Annotated in this window: 17 protein-coding genes, 1 pseudogene and 1 riboswitch; of the genes and pseudogenes, 2 read left to right on the top strand and 16 right to left on the bottom strand. The window is 48.4% G+C overall.

Annotation, left to right across the window (positions count from 1 at the left end):
- Positions 1 to 47: 47 nt before the first annotated feature.
- A complete protein-coding gene (locus FYJ45_RS01400; RefSeq protein ID WP_154463124.1) occupies positions 48 to 1,175 on the bottom strand; it encodes a CdaR family transcriptional regulator in 1,128 nt (375 codons plus the stop codon).
- Between the two features lie 174 nt (positions 1,176 to 1,349).
- A riboswitch (TPP riboswitch) is annotated at positions 1,350 to 1,453 on the top strand.
- Between the two features lie 150 nt (positions 1,454 to 1,603).
- Between FYJ45_RS01400 and FYJ45_RS01395 the strand changes: the two genes are divergently transcribed.
- Positions 1,604 to 2,164 (top strand): energy-coupled thiamine transporter ThiT, encoded by a 561-nt coding sequence (locus FYJ45_RS01395; RefSeq protein ID WP_154463123.1) that lies wholly within the window; start codon positions 1,604 to 1,606, stop codon positions 2,162 to 2,164.
- Positions 2,165 to 2,401: 237 nt separating this feature from the next.
- Here the strand turns inward: FYJ45_RS01395 and FYJ45_RS01390 are convergent, their stop codons facing one another.
- From FYJ45_RS01390 to addB, 6 genes are all read right to left on the bottom strand, one after another.
- Positions 2,402 to 3,283 carry an aldose 1-epimerase family protein gene (locus FYJ45_RS01390; protein WP_154463122.1) on the bottom strand — a complete coding sequence of 294 codons (882 nt, stop codon included), beginning with the start codon at positions 3,281 to 3,283 and terminating at the stop codon, positions 2,402 to 2,404.
- Between the two features lie 71 nt (positions 3,284 to 3,354).
- A complete protein-coding gene (locus FYJ45_RS01385; RefSeq protein WP_021638278.1) occupies positions 3,355 to 4,182 on the bottom strand; it encodes an energy-coupling factor transporter transmembrane component T family protein in 828 nt (275 codons plus the stop codon).
- A complete protein-coding gene (locus FYJ45_RS01380) occupies positions 4,175 to 5,884 on the bottom strand; it encodes an ABC transporter ATP-binding protein (protein ID WP_154463121.1) in 1,710 nt (569 codons plus the stop codon). Before FYJ45_RS01380 ends, FYJ45_RS01385 begins: the two co-directional genes overlap by 8 nt.
- A gap of 222 nt (positions 5,885 to 6,106) precedes the next feature.
- Complete coding sequence (locus FYJ45_RS01375; protein ID WP_154463120.1) at positions 6,107 to 6,661, bottom strand: ECF-type riboflavin transporter substrate-binding protein; 555 nt, start codon at positions 6,659 to 6,661, stop codon at positions 6,107 to 6,109.
- Positions 6,662 to 6,833: 172 nt separating this feature from the next.
- Positions 6,834 to 10,496 (bottom strand): helicase-exonuclease AddAB subunit AddA, encoded by a 3,663-nt coding sequence (addA, locus tag FYJ45_RS01370; RefSeq protein WP_154463119.1) that lies wholly within the window; start codon positions 10,494 to 10,496, stop codon positions 6,834 to 6,836.
- The gene (gene addB, locus FYJ45_RS01365) at positions 10,456 to 13,938 is read right to left on the bottom strand and encodes a helicase-exonuclease AddAB subunit AddB (protein WP_276890522.1); all 3,483 of its coding nucleotides are present in this window, start codon (positions 13,936 to 13,938) and stop codon (positions 10,456 to 10,458) included. The genes addA and addB overlap by 41 nt, the downstream gene beginning before the upstream one ends.
- A 585-nt stretch (positions 13,939 to 14,523) precedes the next feature.
- Between addB and FYJ45_RS01360 the strand changes: the two genes are divergently transcribed.
- The gene (locus tag FYJ45_RS01360) at positions 14,524 to 16,902 is read left to right on the top strand and encodes a glycoside hydrolase family 2 protein (RefSeq protein ID WP_154463118.1); all 2,379 of its coding nucleotides are present in this window, start codon (positions 14,524 to 14,526) and stop codon (positions 16,900 to 16,902) included.
- Between the two features lie 408 nt (positions 16,903 to 17,310).
- Here FYJ45_RS01360 and FYJ45_RS01355 read toward each other — a convergent pair whose 3' ends face one another.
- The 9 genes and pseudogenes from FYJ45_RS01355 to FYJ45_RS01310 form a co-directional block, all read right to left on the bottom strand.
- Entirely contained in the window at positions 17,311 to 17,736 is a 426-nt protein-coding gene (locus FYJ45_RS01355; protein ID WP_154463117.1) for a VanZ family protein, read from the bottom strand.
- Between the two features lie 308 nt (positions 17,737 to 18,044).
- Positions 18,045 to 18,182: a hypothetical protein gene (locus FYJ45_RS01350; RefSeq protein ID WP_154463116.1), complete on the bottom strand. Its 138-nt coding sequence runs from the start codon at positions 18,180 to 18,182 to the stop codon at positions 18,045 to 18,047.
- 72 nt (positions 18,183 to 18,254) lie between these two features.
- Positions 18,255 to 19,067 (bottom strand): isopentenyl phosphate kinase, encoded by an 813-nt coding sequence (locus FYJ45_RS01345; RefSeq protein ID WP_154463115.1) that lies wholly within the window; start codon positions 19,065 to 19,067, stop codon positions 18,255 to 18,257.
- Positions 19,068 to 19,074: 7 nt separating this feature from the next.
- Positions 19,075 to 19,691 (bottom strand): annotated as a pseudogene (gene uppS, locus FYJ45_RS01340) (polyprenyl diphosphate synthase).
- 88 nt (positions 19,692 to 19,779) lie between these two features.
- Positions 19,780 to 20,280, bottom strand: coding sequence for a hypothetical protein (locus FYJ45_RS01330; RefSeq protein ID WP_154463112.1), 501 nt, complete (start codon positions 20,278 to 20,280; stop codon positions 19,780 to 19,782).
- 256 nt (positions 20,281 to 20,536) lie between these two features.
- Entirely contained in the window at positions 20,537 to 21,112 is a 576-nt protein-coding gene (locus FYJ45_RS01325; RefSeq protein WP_154463111.1) for an ATP-binding protein, read from the bottom strand.
- A gap of 189 nt (positions 21,113 to 21,301) precedes the next feature.
- Positions 21,302 to 21,676, bottom strand: coding sequence for an HD domain-containing protein (locus FYJ45_RS01320; RefSeq protein WP_418884623.1), 375 nt, complete (start codon positions 21,674 to 21,676; stop codon positions 21,302 to 21,304).
- Positions 21,677 to 21,719: 43 nt separating this feature from the next.
- Complete coding sequence (locus tag FYJ45_RS01315; RefSeq protein WP_195841596.1) at positions 21,720 to 22,106, bottom strand: carbohydrate ABC transporter permease; 387 nt, start codon at positions 22,104 to 22,106, stop codon at positions 21,720 to 21,722.
- Positions 22,107 to 22,124: 18 nt separating this feature from the next.
- Positions 22,125 to 22,997, bottom strand: coding sequence for an ABC transporter permease (locus FYJ45_RS01310; protein WP_154463109.1), 873 nt, complete (start codon positions 22,995 to 22,997; stop codon positions 22,125 to 22,127).
- Between the last annotated feature and the right edge of the window lie 125 nt (positions 22,998 to 23,122).

The raw sequence follows: 23,122 nt of genomic DNA, 5'->3' as shown, positions 1-23,122 counted from the left end.
ACAAAAAAATGGAGCAAAGAATTCTTTCATTCTTTACTCCATTCTCATTATTTTCTTAGCAGATAATAATAAAAACATTCCATAAATTCTCTGTCTGAATTTTTTGAAAGAGGATTCATATTCAGGATTTCCCTGATTTTATCCAGCCTGTACACCAATGTATTCTTATGCACATGCAGCCAGTCACTGGCTTTATTTAAATTATACTCATTCTCAATCAAAGCGCCTATTGTCTCCAAATAGTTATCAATAAACTTCTGCCCCAGTTTCTGTCGCAGCATCAGAAAAATCGTATGAAATTCAGTCATTGATGCCATTGACTCCAAATATTTTACAATATAATCATAAAAATAAAAACTTCCTGATTTTCTTATATTCTTCTGCATCCACAGACAATACAGATAAGCCTGTCGGTAATACATGATATCATTTTGCAGCGGCCCTATATATATGCTGGACTTAATATCTGCATTTCTTATATATTGCAGGAATGACGCCAAATACTCTGCAATCATATACTTATAATCCTGCATAATATATCCGATTGGGCAGTCAATAGATTTAAAAATTACCAGAAAACCTTCTCTTGTAATATCTACAAAATCCTGTCTTGAAAAGAATTTGTTATCCTCCAACAGCATCCTCAGTTTTTCGCCACTTACCGCACTATCCTTACATTCTATCAAGATGGGAACACGTACCATCTCTTCTTCCAGATTCAGTGCAACGATATATTTTGTCAAATCCTCTCTAACAAAATCATCACTATACAGGATAAGATGTACCAGCTGTTCCTTTAAATTGTATTTTCGCAGACTTTCAAACTTGTAGGACTCGTACTCAAGCATCAATTCAACAGACATTTTTACAATCTTTGCAACTGGCATAATCTCACGTGGATCTCCGGAAAGACCAACCACCCCCTCTTTTCTTTTGTTTACATGAACCACCATATTAACGCCGCATTTTACGCCTTTATCCGAATCTTCTTTCGTAACAACCCTGCTGTCCTCGTCTCCCTTCATCAGTTGAAATGCCACCTCATGGAATGAACCGACACGTTCTTTCATCCTGCTTGCAATAATAATCCCATCTTCATCCATAATATTAATATTATATTCTGTAAACTGTGATAATTTATCTATTAGCCGTTCTGCAAACAATCTGTCAATCATCTCTAATATCCCTGCCATTCCTTTTTACTACTTTTTTATAGTATAATTACTTTATGTCAATCTGGCTAGTGATAATTTTACATTCTCCAATCTATTTTCATAAACTTGTACTTTTCCAGATACACTCTTGACTTTTCTGCGCTGCCAGTTTATAGTAAATAAGAATTTAATACAGATGCACGCTAGGGGAGCCGATTGCTGAGACTGAAACCGATGGTTTCTGACCCTTACCACTTGACCCGGGTAATACCGGCGTAAGGAAGCACCTTTGTAAAAGCAAATAAAAAACTGCTTATACCTTCTACATTTGCCTTTACAAAGGAACGTCATATGATTGTAATTGTCCGCGATATAACTGTAATGGTCATTATCGCCGCCTACTTTCATTGTTTCCCCTCTTTGCGTACTAATACCAAGGAGGTTTTTTTATGAGTAAAAGTTCTATCACTGTAAAGCAGGTCGTTTATTCTGGCGTTGCCATTGCACTGGCAACTGTCATCGCCACCGTTATCAAGCTGCCCAGCCTTCCCAACGGCGGTTCCATCACTTTGTTTTCCATGTTAATCGTATGCCTGGTGGGCTATTGGTACGGCCCCAAGGTAGGTATTATCGCTGCGCTGGCTTACGGCGTTCTGCAGTTTATTACCGGGCCTTACGTGGTTCATCCCGCCCAGGTGCTCCTGGACTACCCGCTTGCCTTCGGCGCGCTCGGCCTTTCCGGCTTCTTCAGCAAATCCAAGCATGGGCTTCTGAAGGGTTATCTTGTAGGCGTGGCAGGACGTTTCCTGTTCCATGAAATTTCCGGATTTATTTTCTACACTACATACGTGGGAGATTTTGGAGGAAACATGGCTGCAATCTGGGCTTCTACCCTCTATAACCTGAGCTATATCCTTCCGGAAGCAATCCTTACGGTAATTCTGATTGCACTGCCGCCGGTTGAGAAGGTGATGGGCAGGCTGAAGGTTATGGCTACCAGCAGCAACTAAACCACATCATTATATAGCCTGATTTTATATGATAAAAAGTAACCGCAAGAGTACTGAACAGCTGTACTAAAGAAAAACAGCAGGCAAAATCCGCCTGCTGCTTTTCTTTATCCATGATACTTATACCACAAAAAAACGGCCCTGCCAAAACCCAACAGGACCGTCACACTTCACACCTTATATATTTCGTTCTATTGCAAAACAAGCACAGTCACTGCTCCATCCATCAAAATCCATCTATCGAATCTCAACACTCCAACCGTTCCTGTACACCCCGCCGCTCTGCACGCTCTTCAATCCCGGCTGTGTGGAAAGGTCTTCCACAATATCCTGTCTGGAAGGCAGGGAGGACCAGGGTTCAATGCAGACATAAGGAGCCTCCGAACGGGTGGCATGCCAGAAGCCCACATAATCCATATCCGGGTAGCTCACCGTCACGCGCCGCTCTCCCTTATCGGATTTAATGGAAACCGTTTTGGGCATATGGGTCAGTACAATCGCGTCATCATCAAAAAGACTGTGCTTCAGAGGAATTTTATTCCCATCGGTAAGGGGATAAGGCGTATCCTTGCCGTCTACAAAGCAGTTGGGTGAAATTCCAATTTTAACAGGGGTATCGTATTCCTTCTGTCCGCCGAATTCCAGATAGTAATCTTCAAAATTCAGCCCATCCTCCATTGGTACCAGGAATCCGGGGTGCCCGCCGATACCGAAATACATGGTTTTTCCATCATGATTCTCTACCTGGTAGGTGATGTTGAGCACATCCCCGTCCAACTCATAAATCACGCGGTATGTAAACTCATAAGGATAACAGGCTCTTGTCTCTTCATTGGCATCCAGCCGGAAAACAATGCGCTCCCCGCTCTGTTCCTCCATCGCCAGCTCCGTCACATGGATAAAACCATGGATTGGCATATGATAGGTCACGCCATCCAGCGTATACTTTCCTTCTGTCATACGGGCGATATATGGAAAAAGATTAGGCGCTTTCTCGTCCCAGAATGCCGGATCCGCCTGCCACAGATACTCCCTCCCGTCTCTGATAATTGACTGGAGCTCCCCGCCCCTGCTGCTTATCTGTACTGTAAGTCTGTCGTTTGCAATCGTATAATTCATGATCCTTCCCCTTCCTGGTTCTTATTCTTTTCGCCAGCATCCACCGATGCCGATGCACAGTTATCCGTCCATCACTGAAACGGATTATAAAATCTGCTCCCGTCATAAAATGTGAAAACCATAGCTGCAATTACAAAACAGATAACAAAAACAAGCGTAAGATAATCATTGCGCTGCAGTTTTTTCCCCATATACCAGGTTCTCTTTTTGTTCTTTCCAAATCCGCGCAGCTCCATGGCATTGCTCACTACGTCAATTCTGTCCATGCTGGAAAAAATCAACGGGAAAATGATGTTTGCCATTCTCTTCAGCCGTTTGAAAAAGGATGTCTTACTGGACATTTCGATTCCCCTGGCTTCCTGGGCATGCTTGATTTTGGAAAAATCCGCCTGTACGTCAGGCACATAGCGCAGCGCGATGGCAATGGAATAGCCGATATTGTAGCTGATCCCAAGGCGGTTCATGCTGGCCGCAAGCTCGCTGGGATTGGTGGTCACCATAAACATCAGAACCACGGGCACCACCGTAAAGTATTTGAGCATGATATTAAACTCATAAAAAAGCTGCTCCGTGGTCATGCTGTAATGGCCTGCAATGTGGAAAAGCACCGTTTTGGTCCCGTAAATTTCAGTCCCCTGGAAGGGGGAAAACAGGAAAATGGTAAGCAGGTTCAGGAACAGGAAAAACAGGATGAACTTGAAAACCGTTCCCACCTGCTTCCACTCGGTTTTGGACACTTTGAAAATGACAAGGCTGAAGGCCAGCATAACGGCCAGAACCCTTGTGTCATAGGTCAGCATGCCGGCAATTGACCACAGAAGGAAGAAAATCATTTTTGTCACGCCGCTCAGCCGGTGAATCCAGGTATCCTTCGGCGCATAGGTAAGCACTCTAGCCATTGGCCCGCTCCTCCCTTTCAAAAAATATGAATCTTTCCACGAAGCCCGACGGGTCGGAAATACCGCATTTTACCGCCAAATCGTATAAAGAGGTTTTCTTCAGATAAGCCTTGTCCGCAATGGCCTCGCTGGTAAGGACCCTGGCGGGAATATCATCCGCTATCATTTCACCGTCCGCTATGACAATGGCGCGGTCCGTGTATTCCAGCATCAGGTGCATATCATGGGTGATCATGATAATCGTAATTCCCAGACGGTCATTCAGTTCCTTGAGGAATTCCATAATTTCCGTGTAATGCCGGAAGTCCTGTCCCGCCGTGGGTTCATCCAGAATCAGGACCTCAGGGTTCATCACAAGGATGGACGCGATGGTCACTCTTTTCTTCTGTCCGAAGCTCAGGGCCGAGATGGGCCAGTTACGGAATGGGTACAGGCCGCAGATTTTCAGCGTTTCGTGGACTCTCTCCTTAATCTCGTCCTCCGGCACGCCTCTCACCGCAAGGCCCAGCGCAACCTCGTCAAATATCATGGGCTTGCTGATCATCTGGTTGGGGTTCTGCATCACAAGTCCGATGACTTCTCCACGCTCTTTAATGGATTTGTCAGCAATATCGGCCCCGTTCAAAAGGATGTTTCCCCGGTCAGGATTGATAAAGCCGCAAATCAGGTTGGACAGGGTGCTCTTTCCGGCCCCGTTTTTGCCGACTATGCTGAGCATCTCGCCTTTTTCAATTTTAAAATCAATATTCCTGAGGACCGGATTCCCCGTAATATAAGAAAAATCCAGATCCAGCACCTCCAGCGCCGCCTGCTTGCCGGGGCGGGGCGGGGGAAGCTGAGCTTCCTTGTACCATGCCTGCACTTTTTCCCGGTAGGGTGCAAGATCCATGGTCTCTATATGCTGGGGACGGGCATCCACGGTTACCTTACAGCCCGCATGCTTCAGGGCCGTGATATAAAGAGGTTCTCTGATACCTTCCTTTTGCAGAACATCCGTACAGAGCAGTTCATCCGGCGTCATATCGGCCACAATGCGTCCCTCTCCCACCACCACAATCCGATCCACATCCCGGTATAGGGCATCCTCCAAGCGGTGTTCGATGATGAGTACGGTTTTTCCCGTGGTCCTGCTGATTTTGTCTATCAAATCGATAGCCTTTTTCCCGGTGGCCGGATCCAGGTTGGCCAAAGGTTCATCAAATAACAGAATGTCCACATCGTCTATCATGACACCTGCCATGGACACCCTCTGCTTCTGGCCGCCGGACAGCTCCGTGGGCGCATGCTTCAGAAGCTTCTTCACATCTACGATTTCTGCTACTTCATCAACCTTTGAAAAAATTTCATCCTGGGGCACGCAGTCATTTTCCAGGGCAAAAGCGATATCCTCCGCCACCGTCAGACCGATAAACTGTCCGTCCGTATCCTGCAGTACGGTGCCCACCAGCTTGGACATTCCGAAAATCCCCGCCCTGGAAGGGTCTTCTCCCCCTACCTGCAGTTCTCCCGTGCTTTCCCCGGGAAACGAAAAAGGAACCAGTCCGTTGATACAGTGCGCCAGAGTTGATTTTCCAGAGCCGGACGGTCCCACAATCAGAACCTTTTCCCCGGGATAAACCGCAAGGTTTATATTATACAGGGTGGGGTCTACCTGTGAGCGGTACTTAAATGTATAATCCTTGAATTCAATAATCGGTTTCATCCTTTACCTCTCTTTATTTCCGCGGGCAACCGGCCAGACAGCCATGCCTGCATGGATATTTGGCGGCTGCCGCGAGGGTCAAATCAGCGCTCTGAGGCCTTCTGAGAACGCTGGATGATGCAGATAAAAGCATATTATATATGTCAGTATCCGCATCATCCGGTATTTTATCAAATATGGTAACGGTTCAGGACGGCCATCGTCATGAACTGTTACTAAGTATTAGTCTTCCTTGGACAGGCTGGAGGACTTTGCTCCGATCTTGGAATAGGCAAAGGCGAGCAGGGTTCCGAGCACAGCTGCCACGATAATGTTTCCGATGAATGCAAGAATGCCCTGGGTAAATACTTTTTTGGCAGGTTCCGCATAGATCAGGATGTCAAGGACGGGCGCAAGCAGGATCCAGGCGAGTGCATTGGCAATGACCTGGACTACATTGAACAGGGCGATAGCTTTGCCGTCGAAGCCGCCGTCTTTGATGGCGAACTTGGCAGCGAATACGCCCATGAGAATACCGAACAGGGCATCCGGGAATACCCAGCTCCAGTAAATGCTTCCGTAGAAAATAGCATCACCTAACGCATGGCCGATTAAGCCGATTGCGCCGCCTACGATGGGTCCGAACACTGCTGAGAAAAAGGTCAGGACAGCGACTCTGGACTGCAGGGCGGTGTTGGGAATGATGCCGAAGGGAACCTGTGCATTGGTAAGCACGATAAAAAGAGCGGTTCCGATACCGGTAGCAACAACTTCTTTTACACCAAATTTGAGTTTCATTTTATCTCCTCCTCATAGAGTAAAGTGTTTTCGGCATCTGTATGACCGTATTCTTTTTTGCATGAATGGCGGTGCAAAGATGCCGTTCTTCTGTAACCTGCGGAAGTATTTTACCCGCTTCCGCTTACCTCCTAACTATATCGGATTTCCACCTCTTTTGCAATGGTTCTTTTTATGCAAGAGGCACTTCTGCGGCCAGTGCAAAGGAGTATATGATCTTTTCTTTCACCTTTTTTCCGGTGAGCTGTTCCAAGGCGCGGGCGTAGTAATCCAGCTGGACCTGGTAGCGGTTTATCAGCTCCTGGGAACGTGTGACGGAATCCGTTTTGTAGTCGGCCACCACCAGGCCGTCCTCTTCCTCCAGGTAGACGTCGATGATTCCCTGGATGAGCACGGTTTCCTCCTCCGGGAAGCTGTCATCCAGTGTTTTAGCGGGCAGGCCCAGGACAAAGGGCTGTTCCTTGTACAGTCTGCCGCGGGCCGCCGCCTGCGCCATTCTGGCCGCCAGGGAGCTTTCGAGGAACTGCGCTATCTTCCCGGGATTTACGGCTTCGCGGAATTCCTTCAGAAGAGTTCCCTCCTCCGTCATGCGGTCCAGGATTGCTTTTACCTCTGCCGGGTCAGGCGCTCCGCCGGCAGCCTTCCTCCCCAGCCTTCCTGCGTATTCGGCAAAAGGAAACAGCTCCAGCGCTTTATGGTAAGCGCTTCCGCGGGCGGTCCCGCTGACCTTTTCTTCCTCCCGGATAAAGCGGGGAAGGTAGGGCACCAGCTCTTTTTCCTCAAAAAGGTGATAGGCTTCCTCGGCCGCTTCCTCCATGCCTGCTTTTTTCAGTTCGGAAACTGTGGTCTTGGTATACAGGTTTTTCAGGTTTTCGTGAGGGTAGACGCTTTCCATGCGTTCTCTGAGCAGGCGTATTTCCTCGTTTTCCTCCCCGGCGGAACGCCTTGCGGCCTCTTTTTCAAAGGAAAGCAGACGGGCCTTCAGCTGCTCGCGGCCCTGCTCCTCTCCCATCTGTTCCTGGAGAAGCTCCGATGCGGTGAGAATCTGTACCTGCTGTCCGCACACGGCCCAGGCGGGAAGCAGCCAGTCCAGATAGCCCGATGCCTCGGAACGCAGGGTAAAGGTAAGACGCCCCGGGCCGTACGGGGTATCTGATGCCGCCACCAAACCGGCGCCGCCCTCGTCCAGAATGCGCTGCACCTTTTCGGCGTCCTTGCAGCTGCCGGTGAGAATCAGTTTTTCCTGCGGCCTGGTCATGGCCACATAGAGGACACGCAGCTCTTCCCCCAGGCTGTCCCTGCGCAGCTTGCCGGAAAGCACGGCTTTTTTCAGGGTGCTTCCCCTGACGCGGGAGTCAATGTCCACGTAATCCAGGGCAATGCCGTAATCCATATCCATGATGACAGGCTTCATCGTATCCTGCATGTTGAATTTCTTGGAAAGGCCGGCCACAAAACAGATCGGGAACTCCAGGCCCTTGGACTTATGGATGCTCATGATGCGGACGGTATCCGCATTTTCATCCTGCACGTTGGCTTCGCCGTAATCGATATCGTATTTCTCCACCTGTTCCATGTAGCGGATAAAGTGAAACAGGCCGAAATAGCTTGTTTTTTCAAAATTTTCCGCACGGGTTAAAAGCATCTCCACATTGGCCCGGCGCTGTTCGCCGCCGGGAAGGGCGGATACGGTATACAAATAGCCGGTTTCCTTCAGGAATTCTTCAATCAGCTGGTGTATGGGCATGTAGGCCACATATCGGCGGAAGCGGTCCAGCAGCTGTAAAAAAAGCAGCGATTTTTCCTTCAGCTCCTCCTGCGTGCCCTCTGTGGCATAAACCGTCAGGCAGGTGTAAAGCCGCCTGCCCTCCGCCCCGGTTTCCGCTTTCATGCGGGCGATGTCCTCATCGGAAAAACCGGCCGCCTCCGATTTCAGGACGCCAAACAGCGGGATATCCTGCAGGGGATTGTTCAGCACCTTCAGGAAATTCAGGATCGTCTGCACCTCCGTTGCCGCAAAATACCCGGTTTTGGAGGTGATATAGACAGGAATTCCGCATTCCTCCAGCACCTTCTTAAAGGTTTCATCCCAGTTCGCCGTAGTGCGAAGCAGGATTACGATATCTGAGTAGCGCGCGGGGCGCAGCTGCCCTGTTTCTTTATCGGTGACAGGAAGCGTTCCCGTCAGCTGGCGGATTTTACCTGCAATGGCCAGCGCTTCCCTCTCCCGGTCATCAAGGCCGTCCTCCCCGGCTGCCGTCAGCAGGACCTCGGTTTCATAAACGTCCCCTTCCTCCTGCCCTTCAGGCTCCGGGAACGATGCTCCGGGATACAGCGCCGCGTCCCTGTCATATTCCACGCCGCCCAGATCCCGGCCCATCATGCAGGCAAAGCAGGCATTGACACTGTCCGTCACCTGGCGGCGGCTGCGGAAATTCTGTTTCAGGTCTATTCTGCGTTCTTTTCCCTCTGTTTTGCCGTATCGATCGAATTTTTCCATAAAAAGCTCGGGCCGGGCCAAACGGAATTTATAGATGCTCTGCTTCACATCCCCCACCATAAAACGGTTGTATTTTCCTTCCTCTTCCCCGGAAATGCTGCGCAGAAGATATTCCTGCACCAGGTTGCTGTCCTGGTATTCGTCGATCATGATTTCCGCATAAAATTCCCGCATTTCCAGCGCTGTGGCGGTAGGCTGCACCCCCTCCGGCGTCTTTTTGGTCAGTATCTGAAGGGCCATATGCTCCATATCGTGGAAGTCCATCAGGTTCTTTTCCCGCTTTTTCCCGTCCAGACGGATACGGAAGTCCTCGGTCAGGGCGAGCAGCCTGGAAACATAGGGCGCGCATTCCGCCATGCGTTCCGCCTGTACACGGGGAGAGGCGGAAAAATATTTTTTTGCAAGTCCGTTTAAAAGATCCTTGATGCCATTGCGCATCTGTTTTGCCTGCTCCCTTTTTTCAGGGGATACGCTTTCGTCCTTTTTGGAACTGATTCTGCCGAAAACAAGAGCTGAAAATGCCTCATACATCTCCTCCAGCGTATCCGCCGCCAGCAGCCTGTCTATCAGCAGCCCGTCCGCCTCCAGGGTATCCAGGTACATATAGGGGCCGCCCGGTTCCTCACACAGCCGCTTTGTCATGGCAAGAAGCTCCTGCGCCTCCTCCAGCATGGAACGGATATAGCTTTTGAGCAAAAGGATCCAGCTGCATTCATCCAGGCTGTCCTCCGTAACCGCATAGTCATCCTGATGCCCGGTGAGCCACTCTCCCGGCCAGGGATAGCTCATTGCAAACTCATACAGGCCGAGAATCTGCTCCTCCAGCCTTTTTTCCTTCCCCGCCGGGGCAAAATATTCCACACAGGAAAGGAATTCCTCATCTCCCGCAGCAAAATATTCCTCCAGCATATCCGCCAGCACGTCCTGCTGGAGCAGCTTGATTTCCCCGTCGTCCGCCACCCTGAAATCCGGGTCCAGGTCAATCTCATCAAAATGATTCCTTATAATATAAAGGCAGAAGCTGTCAATGGTGGTAATCTGCGCGTTGTGTATCAGCGTAAGCTGCTTAAGCAGGTGGGCGTTCCCCGGATTCGCATCCACCCTGCCGGAAAGCGCCTGGGTGATTCGCTCGCGCATCTGGGCGGCCGCCGCATTGGTAAAGGTCACCACCAGCAGCCTGTCGATATCCACGGGATGCTCTGCGTCGCTCACCATCTGGATGATCCGCTCCACCAATACCGCCGTCTTTCCGCTGCCGGCCGCAGCAGACACCAGAATGCTGCTGTCCCTGGCATCAATTGTCGCCTGCTGATCCGGTGTAAATGTCACTGCCATCGTCTTCTCCTTCCGTCTCCAAAGCCTCTTTCATCCGTTCCAGGGCTTCCTGTTCTTCCAGCTTTTCCAGCTCCCGCTTCCGGTAGCCGGGAATTTTCTTATCAAAGCCGCATACCTTGCTGTAAGGACAGTAGGTACAGGCATCCTTCGCCGTCTGGCCGCCAGACTGGACATAGGGGTTGAGGGCAATGTTTCCGTTCAGGATGCCGCTGCCGATTTCCCTGATTTTCAGGTTGACATAATCCGATATGACCCGGAAATCATTCTCTTCAAGAATACTGGAACGGGCGCTGAAAGAACCGTCCTTTTTCCTCTCCACAGGGATGACGTCGGATTTCGTGCCAAACTCCCGATCCAGGCTTTCCACGATTTTCTCGTCCGCATTTACCACGCCCGTCATCCGCAGGCCAGCCAGGATTTTTTCCTGGATCTGCTCCGGCGTATCCGTTTCCTCGCCTTCCACCAGTGGATCGTGCACCCGGTAATACAGCATGGCCGCCGGTACCACCTTCCGGTCAGGATAGTCTTTTTCCTCCATTTCAACCGCCGCGTTCATGTAGACCACCAGCTGCAGCTGCAGCCCGTAATACAGCGCCGCCAGGCTGAAATCCCGGTTCCCGGATTTGTAGTCTATGACCTTCACGTAAACCTTGTCTTCCTCCTCGCATACATCCACCCGGTCGATCCGCCCGCGCAGACGCAGCTTTTCCTCTCCGGTAAGGGAAATGTTCACCGACTCCAGCTCCTCCAGCACGGAAAAAGACACCTCAAACTGCTCCGGCCGGAAGGCTCCTTTTTTCAGCTGGTACTGCAGGGTGGACACGGTCCGCTTCAAAATCCGCTTCAGGCGGGTGATAATATACTGGTTGCGCGCATTGTCAAAAAGCACCGATTCTCCGTAGGTGACCGCATAGGCCTCCACCGCCTCCTCTATCAGGCTATCCCCCTCTTCCTTGGGAAAATCGAACCAGCTCCAGCCCTTTTCCTTCAGTTTTTCCCCGAAAATCTCCAGCACGCCGTGGAACAGGTTGCCCATGTCCACCGCCTCAAAGCTGTAGCCCTCCCTTTCCTTAAGCATCAGCCCATACTGCAGGAAGTGGGCATAGGCGCAGGAGGCATACTGCTCCAGCCGGCTGACGCTTCCAAGCAGGGTACGGCCAAACAGTGCCAGCGCCGCCTCCTTGGCCAAAGGCCTGTCCCGGTAGCTGTAGAAGGCTTTTTCCCGCATCTGCTTCGTCCAGTCCTGCGTTTTTTCCTCGGTAACATAGATCTGGTATAAATGACGGAAATCCTGCTCCTCCCTGCTGTTTTCCTTCATTCTCGCATCTGCGAACTGCCTAAGCCCCTGCACCAGTCCCGATCTGCCGTCCTCCAGCGTCTGCACCTGTGCAAGCTTTGGCAGCTCCTCCGGCTTTTCTATTCTTATGGAAGGGAAGAGCTTCTGTACCGTATCGATCAGGTAGGCCGGCCTCATGGAACGGCCTTCCCCGCTCATCCGTGAATAGGACAGGTACAGGCAGTCCGAAGGCTTGGTCATATTCATGTAAAGATACAGCTTCTGTATATACATCTGCTGCCTGGGGGTAGGCGCAAGCTCCATCCCGCTTTCCGCCAGGAATTCCCTGTCCATATCCGAAATAATGCCGCCGCTTCCCGCCTGTTTCGGGATATAGCCGTCGTTCACACCCAGGAAAAAGAGCGCCTTTACCTGTTTTAAACGGGTTCTTTCCATATCTCCGGCCACGACGCGATCTACGTTCTGAGGGATGGTTCCCACCTGGATTTCCTGGAAGCCCGCCTCCATAATCCTGGAAAACTCATCCATTTTTACCGGTTCGCTGCCAATCAGCTCCACGATGCTGTCAAGCAGGTCCATCACCAGCCTGTAAATCTGTGCATATTCCCTCTGCTTTACCGCATCCCCTTCTTTTTCAAACTGTTCTTCATAGACCTTCAGCTTCAGCTGTACCTGGTTTTGTTCGATAAAAGCATACAGCCCCATCACCAGCGCCTTCGTGTCCGCAAAGCGCCCCATCAAAGGCTCCAGCTGGTCAAGGAGCTTACGCCGGCTTTCGTTCAGCCCCTCCAGCTCCTCCAGTTCATTTTCCATATCCGGACGTTTACGCACGAAGAGTGTATTCCATCTCTTTTTCCCCCGCACGCCGGTGGCAAGCACATAATTTTCCAGCCGGTCCGCTTCCTCCGGGGTAAAATCGGCAAGGCCGCTTCTGATATAGTGAAATACCGATTCGTAGGTGAAGCCCTGGGTCACGATCTGAAGCGCGCTCTTCAGATATTCGATAAACGGATTCAGCACAATTCCCCGCGTCTGATCCAGATAGAAGGGAATTCCGTAAAGCCCGCCTTCTGTTTCCAGGAAGCTGGCATAGGCCGACAAATCCCCTGCAATTACCGCCACATCCCGGTAGCAGTTTCCCGTACGGCGCAGATATTCCCGGATCGCAATACAGACCTGGCGCACCTCCTCACGCTGGCTGGAGGCCTCCATGATCCGAATCTGCGTCTCTCCCTCATAAGGCCTTAGGGGGTAACGGAACAGATGTTTTTCCAGATGCGCCATGGAGGGGTTGTCCCGGAACCTGGGCACCGGATTATCCCGCAGGATCACATCCTTCCCCCTGGCCACGCCCGCCTCCGCGGCCAGCCGGGTCAGGGAGGCCGCCGTTTTTTTACTCAGATGGAACAGGTTCTGCTCCTCCTTTTCATCATACATATCCTCGCTGCCGTCCAGCACTGCTGTTACGATTACCTCCTGCGCCAGCTCCATCAGCTGCCGCAGAACCCGGTTCTGCACCGGCGTAAAGCCGGTGAAGCCGTCGAAGGCGATGACGCTTCCCTTCACCAGGCGGGATTTCGGCAGGAGCCTGGCAAGCAGATCCAGCGTTTCCTCCGTAGTGATATATTTTTCATGGATAAACTCCTGAAAGCCCCGGTAAAGCACGCCCAGATCCTTCAGCTTATGGTACAGCTGGCCTCTCTTTTTTGAAAAATCGGTGAGCTTTTCCAGCTCCTCCACACCGATCCCGTACTGCATGAACTCGGAAATAGCCGATTTTACTTCATGGATGTAGCCTGTCTTATTCAGGTTGCCGCCGATGACCGCCGTCTCCCCCTTCAGCTGCCCCGCAATCCGGCGCAGCACCAGGCTCTTGCCGGTATCATCAAGCACCGGCCGCTCATCCGCCCCCACCTCTTCAAAAATACGGTGGGAAAGCCGTCCGAAGCTGAGTACGTCAATGTTCATGATCCCCTGCCGCGGATGCATCATCACCAAATCCTTCTGCGTCTGCATCGTAAACTGATCCGGCACGATGATCAGGAAATTCCGATCCGGCTCCTGCTGCGACCGCGCAATGATTTCCTTATATAATCCGGTGCTTTTTCCCGCGCCGGATGCTCCTGTATAAAAACGTAATGACACGCTTTTTTCCTCCTGTGGTGATATGGCCTGACTGAATAATTACTCCCTAATTACTATACCATATCCGCTTCGCGGATATGGGCCTCCGGCGGAATTCAGCGCCTGATTTTCTGCGGTGAACGCAGAAAACAGTATGCGCAGGTATAATGTCGGCTACGTCGACATTATACCATATCCGCTTCGCGGATATGGGCCTCCGGCGGAATTCAGCGCCTGATTTTCTGCGGTGAACGCAGAAAACAGTATGCGCAGGTATAATGTCGGCTACGTCGACATTATACCATATCCGCTTCGCGGATACGGGCCTCCGGCAGAATTCAGCGCCTGATTTTCTGCGGTGAACGCAGAAAACAGTATGCGCAGGTATAATGTCGGCTACGTCGACATTATACCATATTTCCCAGGGCCTGACAGCTTCCAAATTCTATCCCTGCCTTGTTTTCTTCCATGATAAAAAGTAAAATATAGGTAATACTATCGTAACTGGAAACGTGCTGGACAATTCCGGGCCGTTACTAATTATGACCGGCCGCGCTGTTTTCCCCGGCTTCCCGGAATTTTACAAATAAAAAAAAGGAGACAACTATGAGAAAAGTGATTCCCTTCAACGAAAACTGGTCCTTCCGAAAAGAAGATACGGGACTTCCCCTGACGCTTCCTGCTGACTGGGAAACCGTGACGCTGCCCCACACCTGGAATGCGGTGGACGGACAGGACGGCAAAGGCAGCTACTACAGAGGCGCCTGCTGGTATGCAAAGGAATTCCCCACGCCCTCCGGCTTATGTGACAGCCGCTTGTATGTGGAGGTCCTGGCCGCTTCCCTTTCCGGAAGGGTGTTCGTCAATGGCAAAGAAGCCGCTTATCATGAAGGAGGTTTTTCCTCCTTTACCGCTGATATCACGGACTATCTCCACCCGGAAGGCTCAGGGAAAGCCAACCTGATCGCCATCGCAGCGGACAATTCCGACCGCCCTCATATTTACCCGCGTATGGCGGATTTCACCTTCTATGGCGGACTGTACCGCGGCGTTAACCTCATTATCGTTCCCCGGGTACACTTTGACCTGGAATACTGGGGCGCGCCCGGCCTTTCCGTCACCTCCCAGCCGGATGGGGAAAGCGCCTTCCTGAAGCTGCAAAGCTGGGTAAAAAATGCGGATGCCGATTATACGGTATGCTATACCATTACGGACGCACAGGGCAAAAAGACGGCCGAATGCTGGCGGCCTGCCGAAAATCCGGGGACAAGCGTCTTTCTGCCCAAAGCCCATCTGTGGCAGGGTGTGGAAGATCCTTATCTGTATACCTGCACCGCAGCCCTTGTTTACCGGAACGAAACCGTGGACGAAATCAGCTGCCGTTTCGGCATCCGTTCCTTTGCCGTGGATCCTGAAAAGGGATTTTTCCTTAACGGTAAACCTATGATGCTGCGCGGTGTTTCCCGCCATCAGGATCGCCTTTATAAAGGAAATGCACTCACCAGGCAGGAGCACTATAAGGACGCCGCCCTCATCCACGAGCTGGGAGCGAATACCGTGCGTCTTGCCCATTACCAGCACAGCAGGGATTTTTATGATGCCTGTGACGAATATGGTTTTATAGTATGGGCGGAAATTCCCTATATCAGCAGCCAGAGCGACGACCCAAAGGCGCATGAAAACTGCCGGACACAGATGCAGGAGCTGGTGTATCAGAATTATAATCACCCATCCATCTGTTTCTGGGGAATTTCCAATGAAATCACCATCGCCGGCGAAAAACCAGGCCTTGTGGAAAACCATAAGGATTTGAACGCGCTGGTAAAAGAGATCGATCCCACCCGCCTGACTACCATGGCCCATGTGAGCATGGTTCCCCTGGACAGCCGTCTTCACGGCATCACGGATCTGGAAAGCTATAATCATTATTTTGGCTGGTACGGCGGAAAATACACAGATAATGAAAAATGGCTGGATAATTTTCACGAAAAGCATCCTGAAATCTGCCTTGGACTGTCGGAATACGGCGCGGAGGGTATCATAACCTATCAGCCCGATGAGCCGAAATGCCGGGATTACTCGGAAAGCTATCAGGCGGAGTATCACGAGCACATGGCCGAAATCCTTATGGCCCGCCCCTATTTATGGAGCACCCATGTGTGGAATATGTTTGATTTCGGCTGCGCGGCGCGCAACGAAGGCGGCACTGCAGGCCGGAATAATAAGGGGCTGGTGACGCTGGATCGGAAAATTAAAAAGGATGCTTTTTATCTTTATAAAGCGTATTGGAGCAGGGAGCCCTTTGTGCATATGTGCGGACGGCGGTATGCGCAGCGACCCGGGGATACGGACCGCCTGGATGGTACAAACCCCGCTGAGAATAAAAAAGGCAACGGAAACAGCGTCCCGGAAGCTTCCATGGCCGGCGGCGGAAGTACCCGTGTAAAGGTGTATTCCAATCAGCCGGAAGTGAGCCTGTATGTAAACGGGGAGTTATATCAGACCTTGAAGGGTGATAAGGTATTTTTGTTTGAGCAGGTCCCTCTTTTTGACGGTTTTACCTGCCTGACCGCCTATGCGGGCGAGTGTTCCGATACTATGACGCTGGAAAAGGTGGAGACAAAGCCTGAAATCTATACGCTTCCTGTGGAAGAGGATGAGGACGATATGGAGGGCGCCGCTAACTGGTTTGACGAGGCTGCGGTTGTGGATGCCAATGCGGCTATGGAATTTCCGGAGGGGTTCTTTTCCATAAAGGACACGGTGAAGGAGGTTCTGGACCAGGAGGACGCCGCAGCTGTGCTGGCCGGTGCGCTCTATGCCATGACGGGAATGAAGCTGAAGAAGAGTATGATGGGGATGATGGGCGAAAAAAGCGTGGAAGGGCTGATGGAAATGATGACCGGAATGGGCATGGGTGATAATGTACCGGAAAATGCCCTGCAGGTGGTGAATGCGGAGTTGAATAAGGTCAAGAAGAAATAACACCGATAATCAGCATTCGCAGGAGTTTTATGAAGATATTATTGTAACTATCCGGCAGGCCAGCGCAAGTAACTGCGCTGGCCTGTGCTTCGCGCTGACCGTAAACAAATGATTCACGAGTGCTAAAAAAACATCCCTGAAGGGGATCTGCTGTGAAAGTTCCTGCAAGCGGCGATGTGAATGGGCAAGCTTGCTTGCAGCTTCACATCGACATTTGACAGAGCAAGCCGGTTGGAACACAAGAAAGCCGGCATACCGAACTGTGAATGCCGTCTGCAAATTACAGGAATGCACGGTACGGAGCAATCAACTTTCATTTATGTTAATGTCGCACAGGCAGACATGTTCGTTTTGTATGGATTCAGATGGATATGAATAATAACCGTAATGGCACCGGACAGCTACATATTATTTATAAATAAGGCTTCCCCCCAGTATACCAATCCCGATTCCAATCCAGTTCAAACGCACATCAAACCAGGAAAAATGACGTCCCTGAATCAACGGTTTGGTTGCCTCATCCGCCCATGCCCAGAAGGCTGACAGGATTAATCCCACCGCCATACCGGCGGCGGATACCTTAGCCATACTCAGGGTACCTGTGAGTAAAATTGTAAGGACTGCAAAAAGAATCACATGGGCCGACCTTCTCAACTGTTTGTTAAGTTTACCGATATCCTTTACCGGGAACCAATACTTCATATGATTTGCAAGCTCCAGACTTGTTTTGCTGGTGTGTTCGCCGTCCTGGTGGGACAACCAGGTCATGAAGAGAAACCATAGAATGGTAAACAGCAGATGGATATAAAAAGGCTTAATCAATGAAAGTGTCAAACAGCAGTACCTCCTACACTATAGCTTAATCTTTGCGCATGCTCCAAAACTTCTTTCTTATTCTTCCCGGATTTCAAAAATCCCAGCCTCCAAATGTTCCATTTGCAGCATACGGATATACGAATTATATTCTTCCTATCATATGTTGCATCAGACATCTTGTCAATAAAGTAATCCGCTTTAACTAATAATCAATCCGTACAAAGGCACATATCAAAAAAGGAATTGAGCGAACAAAATCTGCTCAATTCCTTCCTGCTATTTACTAATCACCTTACACAGCTTCTTATAAAAAGCAATCCCATATTTCACAAATGTTTGGTATCTTTCCAGCCGTAATTGTGCATCATACCATTTTCTTCCACCTTCTGTAAGGCTTCCTCTGCATTTTCTTCAAGCAGAGCATAGGTATGCGCCACCTTTAGTTCCAGGATTATAGTTTGCACATGCTTGTAGATTTCCGGTGTTGTAACTGTTCGAGAACTGAACGGATACCCGGCGTTACTATCCATGCCCATTTAAACATTGGAATAGATACAGGTCCCAATTATTTCCTCCCCTCTGAGCAATCCCGACAAACGTTCTGGATGATTTCCATTTACAATATAGACAGGGCAAGATATTTCTGTATTCATAGCCATCATAACTTTTCCGTACATACCGCCGGTCACATCATATCCGTCTCCACTCTTTCTGAATATTTCCCATTGGTTAAATCGTGTTTTATCAATAAAAGGAAGCAACTCTCCTTTTAAATTTTCTATTCCATCTTTATTTGTGCAAAAGATAATTTTATCTATGGAATACCCCCAGTCCGGATTCAATATAACGGCCCTGTTTAACAAGGAAAAAACAGTTTCTGTAGAAACAATTTTACATCCTTTTACCGAATCATATATTATATCTCCATAGACAGCTGGTAAAATGCCATGTTCAAGATAAGTAAACAACTGGTTCCACCGATTGATACCTTCTCCCTTGTTAATATTATCGTTCATAATATTGTCAATTGGATAAGGACATGCTAAAATTCCCTGATTTATAAATTCCTCTATTAATTTTGTATGAAGGAAAGCATTCCCATTTTTCCCTTTGCAAAATCCCATCCATCCATCTTCATTGGTTATTCCATCCATCAGAGAATACTTTTCCGCAAAATAATGTCCGAAAGAACCTCCTCCATTTCCAATGACTACAGAACCTTTCAAAAAAGGCAGACACTCCCGTATCTGCCCTGTAAGTTCTTTTATCAAATCATATCGTATGACACATGGCTTTGACTTATCAGTCAAAATCGCTCCACCCATTTTTATCAGAGTTAACTTTTTCATAACTATCCTATCTTCCCATATTTATACTAACACCTTCATAATCAGCTACAATTTGATAAAATTCTTCCCTAGAAAAATCAGGCCACAACGTATCCGTAAAATAAATTTCCGAATATGCGGTCTGCCATGTAAAAAAATTACTGAGTCTGTGATTACCACCCGTGCGAATTACAACATCTATGGAAGGTATATCAGCTGTATCAAGACAACTCTCTATCGTTTTTTCTGTAATATCATCCGAGCTGATTTCCCCCAGCTTCAGTTTTTCCGCTATTTTCCTAACCGATTTGGTGATTTCATCCTTTCCCCCATAACTGATTGCAATCTGAACTACCAGATTTTTGTATTCAGCAGTCTGATGCTGTGCATCGCTTATCAAAGCCTGTTGCTTTTTTCCCAACCTGCCAATATCTCCAACTGCCTTTATTCTGATTCCTTTCTCAATGCAGTCCCTAATTCCTCACGAAAAAACTTCTCCATGATAGCAAACAAGCCTTCAATCTCTGGCTGCGATCTATTCCAATTTTCTGTTGAAAATGCATATACCGATAAATATGGAACAGACTTATCAAGACACCAGGTACATAATTCCATTAATTTATTAACACCCTTCTCATGCCCCATCAGTACTGATTTTAGCCCTTGCTTCTTGGCCCAGCGCCGATTACCATCCATAATAACGCCCACATGGTTCAACTTGTTCTCGCCCATATTATGCCTCGCTTTCCATCGGCTTTTCCTGTAAATTTAGGTCATAAATATCTCTGACCATTATTTGGTATAAATTTCGGATCTCATCCATGTCCAGTTTTTCGCTTTCTGCCTGATGTTCCCTCACCCAGGAAATAAGAAAATTATATTCCTCCGCCCCGGTAACAATTTCCACAAATCTGTCCTGACTGATAAATCGCTTCATTATGATTTTCTCAGTTTCCTTCAGTTCATCCTGTTGAATATCTGCCTCTTTCAAAATTTCCAAATAAACAGCATTGCTTATAGGAGATATAAGATATCGCTCCTTACGTTTCCCGAACCATTTTGAAGCATTCTGCATGGGCAGTGCATCCACCCGCAGATTATCATATTCAGGGCAACTGATATTTTTTCCGATATATCGTACCCGGTTCCATCGAAATGCCTTTTTTAAAAACGCTTCTTTTTCAACTATTATCTGATCGCAATATTCCCAATCACCGTTAAATCCAACAATCATAGCGTAAATACACTCTTCATCTTCTGTTAATCGGAAGAAAGACATATCAAATTTATATTCCTGTCTTCTTCCCTCAGCTTTTCCACTCTTGCCCCTTTATAACAAAATGTATTCAGCAATGTGGTAGCCATCGTTCCCGCCCCGGAAATTTGACTGGGCCAGCTTTTTATACAGACGAAAGAATTATCCTTTACATCCCATATCCTAACAGACATATTTTCCGATATATGATATCGATATTCCTCATCACCCCTTTTTATTTTTTTAATTTGCAAGGACCAAACCCTCCTCTTTTTTCATCTGCAAATAAGCTTTTGTGGGTATATACCTTTCCGTCTCCTTCATAAAGCTGTATGGGAAATAATGTATCCGGAAAAGCTCTTGCAACATAATATTTCAAAAATCGTATCATATAATCTGTTATGTTTTCTTTACGAAAGCCGTCTTCACAATCCTTATCAAACGTAAGATTTAATTCGGTATGCCTATCCAATTTCAGTTCAGCTGCTTCTTTGATCAGGCCTGACATCTTATCCAGCAATACCTCAAAGGTAATTTCTGTCCCTACCGGAACATCTCCTTCCTCCGATCTGGTTACGGTTCCCTTCCTGGCAGGTGAATCCAATATCAACTTATGACTTTTTATTTCCTGTACGGATCTAGTCATTATCTTTACCTGATCTGTCAACATAAATGCGGATTGTAAACCAATCCCAAAACCACCTGTAGGTTTCAGCCATGCCGGCATTTCAACTGCTGCTTTTTGATATAGGCTACGGTTTTTCCAGCTCCTTCCAATTACTGACAGATTGTTGATGCATTCCTCTTCCATTCCGACCACATATTATATTATTCACTTCCGAATCAAGCCATTGAAACCATTCTCCTGTTACGCGGCAAACTTCTTCCGTGTCTGAAAAAGATTCTGCCATTATCTGCTGTTCCTCAATGCAGAAATTCGTAAGCGCCTTATGCTTTTTATAATGAGTTTCGCTTAAGACGGGCAGTTTACCGAAATGTTCTATTGCACGGACATTGACTCCATGTTTTCACGGGCTTTTTGGGGATGATTTTTACGGATAAATTCCCCTGTCAAAAGAGTGATATTCTTTTCCATTTCGACTGGCCAATCCAAAGGAAACTCTATCTTAGGCCCACTCAGTTTCCTTCCCGCCAAAAGATCATTCATCTGCTTATAATACAAAGCAGCCTGTTTCTTATCAAAATCATTAGTCTCCATGGCTGTATACAAGAAAGATTTAAATTCGTTATTTCCGGTCCAAAGTTCCCTGATTTCTTCGTTGCTTAATGCCATTCCTGTATCATGAAAATAAGCGCACTCCAATAGAAGCCATAAATCGCTTGCTGACAGCTCCTTTACTCTCTTGCGTCCCAAAACCAGTTCGATTGCATTCAATATATTAATCGAATGAGACGCATCATGCTCCGCTGAAGTACATGGTAATCATAAAGAAAATCATCAGATACTTCCGGCCCTTCAGGTCATTTCTGGACATGGCATAGGCACAGGGGAGGGTCGCCGCCAGATTCAGTACCGTACCCACGAACACATAAAAAATGGTATTCATATAACCGGCCCAGATTTCTTCATACTGCAGCAGGTATTTATATCCTTCCAGGGTAGGCCGTATCGGAAGGAGCAGCATCTCCCCGCCGGAGACGGCCTTGGGATCGCTGAAGGAGGCGCTTAATACAAAAACCAGCGGGTACAGCATCAGCACTGCGAGAAAAATCAACAGGGCGTATACGATAAAATTAAAAATCCCGTTATTTATTTTCGTCTTACTCAGCCTTTTTATTTTCATCTCTTCTTTCCCCTCCCATCAGAACAGGCTTGTTTGCGTAGTACGCCTGGAAATCGTATTGGCAAGCACCAGCACAATCGTGTTCACAACTGAATTAAACAAATCTGCCGCCGCTCCGAAGGAAAAGTCCGCCTTTTCCAGACCGGATTTATATACAAAGGTTGAAATCACTTCCGAAGCGCTCAGATTCGTAGGATTCTGCAAAAGGTATACCTTTTCATACCCTACGCTTAACAGGGAGCCGCAGTTAAGTATCAGCAGTATCAGAATCGTCGCCACCAGCACCGGAAGATTGATATACCAGATCTCCTGCAGCCTTGAAGCGCCGTCAATATCGGCCGCCTCCAGCAGCGCCCTGTCCACTCCGGATAATGTGGCAAAGTATATAATGCTTCCCCAGCCCATCTCCTGCCAGATGCCGCTGAGCACGTAAATCCATTTGTACATGGCCGGTTCCTGAAGGAAATTGACCGTATCGCTGCCCAGCATGGAAAGAAACCTGTTAATTACGCCGGAGGTCGGATTCAGAAACAAGGTAAGCATACCGCATAAGACAACCGTTGATATGAAATGCGGCGCATAAGACAATGTCTGAAAGCCTTTTCGGAAACGTTTGTTTGATACCTCATTAAGGGTCAGCGCCAGGATGATCGGAATCGGGAACCCCAACACCAGGGACAACCCGCTGAGGGTTAACGTATTTTTTAATATGATGGGGAACCAATAGGAGCTGAACAGTCGTTGAAAATTGTCAAAGCCGCTCCATGGGCTTCCCGTGATCCCCTTTCTCATGCTGTAATCCTTAAAGGCAATGATAATGCCATACATGGGCTTATAAGCGAATTGCTTTTTCTGACCCGTCTGAATGGATTTGCTTTTTTTCCAGTTCATATTTTTCCCTCCTGCAATTTGTTAACTGATTCTAGCATGGAGGATCGCTTTTTTAACATGGATATTGTGTTACTTCCGGGCATAAAAAAATGGAGAAAACAGTCCACATCCGTGACAGGGCTGTT

Origin of the sequence: Eisenbergiella porci (assembly GCF_009696275.1) — a bacterium.
GTDB classification, from domain to species: domain Bacteria; phylum Bacillota; class Clostridia; order Lachnospirales; family Lachnospiraceae; genus Eisenbergiella; species Eisenbergiella porci.
The sequence above is the reverse complement of the archived record's forward strand: the minus strand, read 5'-3'. Positions and strand labels throughout refer to the sequence as shown.

What these genes read in the sequence shown, in the direction of transcription:
- FYJ45_RS01400 (WP_154463124.1), bottom strand. Translation starts at nt 1,175, where the DNA reads ATGATTGACAGATTGTTTGCAGAACGGCTAATAGATAAATTATCACAG.
- FYJ45_RS01395 (WP_154463123.1), top strand. Translation starts at nt 1,604, where the DNA reads ATGAGTAAAAGTTCTATCACTGTAAAGCAGGTCGTTTATTCTGGCGTT.
- FYJ45_RS01390 (WP_154463122.1), bottom strand. Translation starts at nt 3,283, where the DNA reads ATGAATTATACGATTGCAAACGACAGACTTACAGTACAGATAAGCAGC.
- FYJ45_RS01385 (WP_021638278.1), bottom strand. Translation starts at nt 4,182, where the DNA reads ATGGCTAGAGTGCTTACCTATGCGCCGAAGGATACCTGGATTCACCGG.
- FYJ45_RS01380 (WP_154463121.1), bottom strand. Translation starts at nt 5,884, where the DNA reads ATGAAACCGATTATTGAATTCAAGGATTATACATTTAAGTACCGCTCA.
- FYJ45_RS01375 (WP_154463120.1), bottom strand. Translation starts at nt 6,661, where the DNA reads ATGAAACTCAAATTTGGTGTAAAAGAAGTTGTTGCTACCGGTATCGGA.
- addA (WP_154463119.1), bottom strand. Translation starts at nt 10,496, where the DNA reads ATGGCAGTGACATTTACACCGGATCAGCAGGCGACAATTGATGCCAGG.
- FYJ45_RS01360 (WP_154463118.1), top strand. Translation starts at nt 14,524, where the DNA reads ATGAGAAAAGTGATTCCCTTCAACGAAAACTGGTCCTTCCGAAAAGAA.
- FYJ45_RS01345 (WP_154463115.1), bottom strand. Translation starts at nt 19,067, where the DNA reads ATGAAAAAGTTAACTCTGATAAAAATGGGTGGAGCGATTTTGACTGAT.
- FYJ45_RS01330 (WP_154463112.1), bottom strand. Translation starts at nt 20,280, where the DNA reads ATGATTGTTGGATTTAACGGTGATTGGGAATATTGCGATCAGATAATA.
- FYJ45_RS01325 (WP_154463111.1), bottom strand. Translation starts at nt 21,112, where the DNA reads ATGGAAGAGGAATGCATCAACAATCTGTCAGTAATTGGAAGGAGCTGG.
- FYJ45_RS01315 (WP_195841596.1), bottom strand. Translation starts at nt 22,106, where the DNA reads ATGAAAATAAAAAGGCTGAGTAAGACGAAAATAAATAACGGGATTTTT.
- FYJ45_RS01310 (WP_154463109.1), bottom strand. Translation starts at nt 22,997, where the DNA reads ATGAACTGGAAAAAAAGCAAATCCATTCAGACGGGTCAGAAAAAGCAA.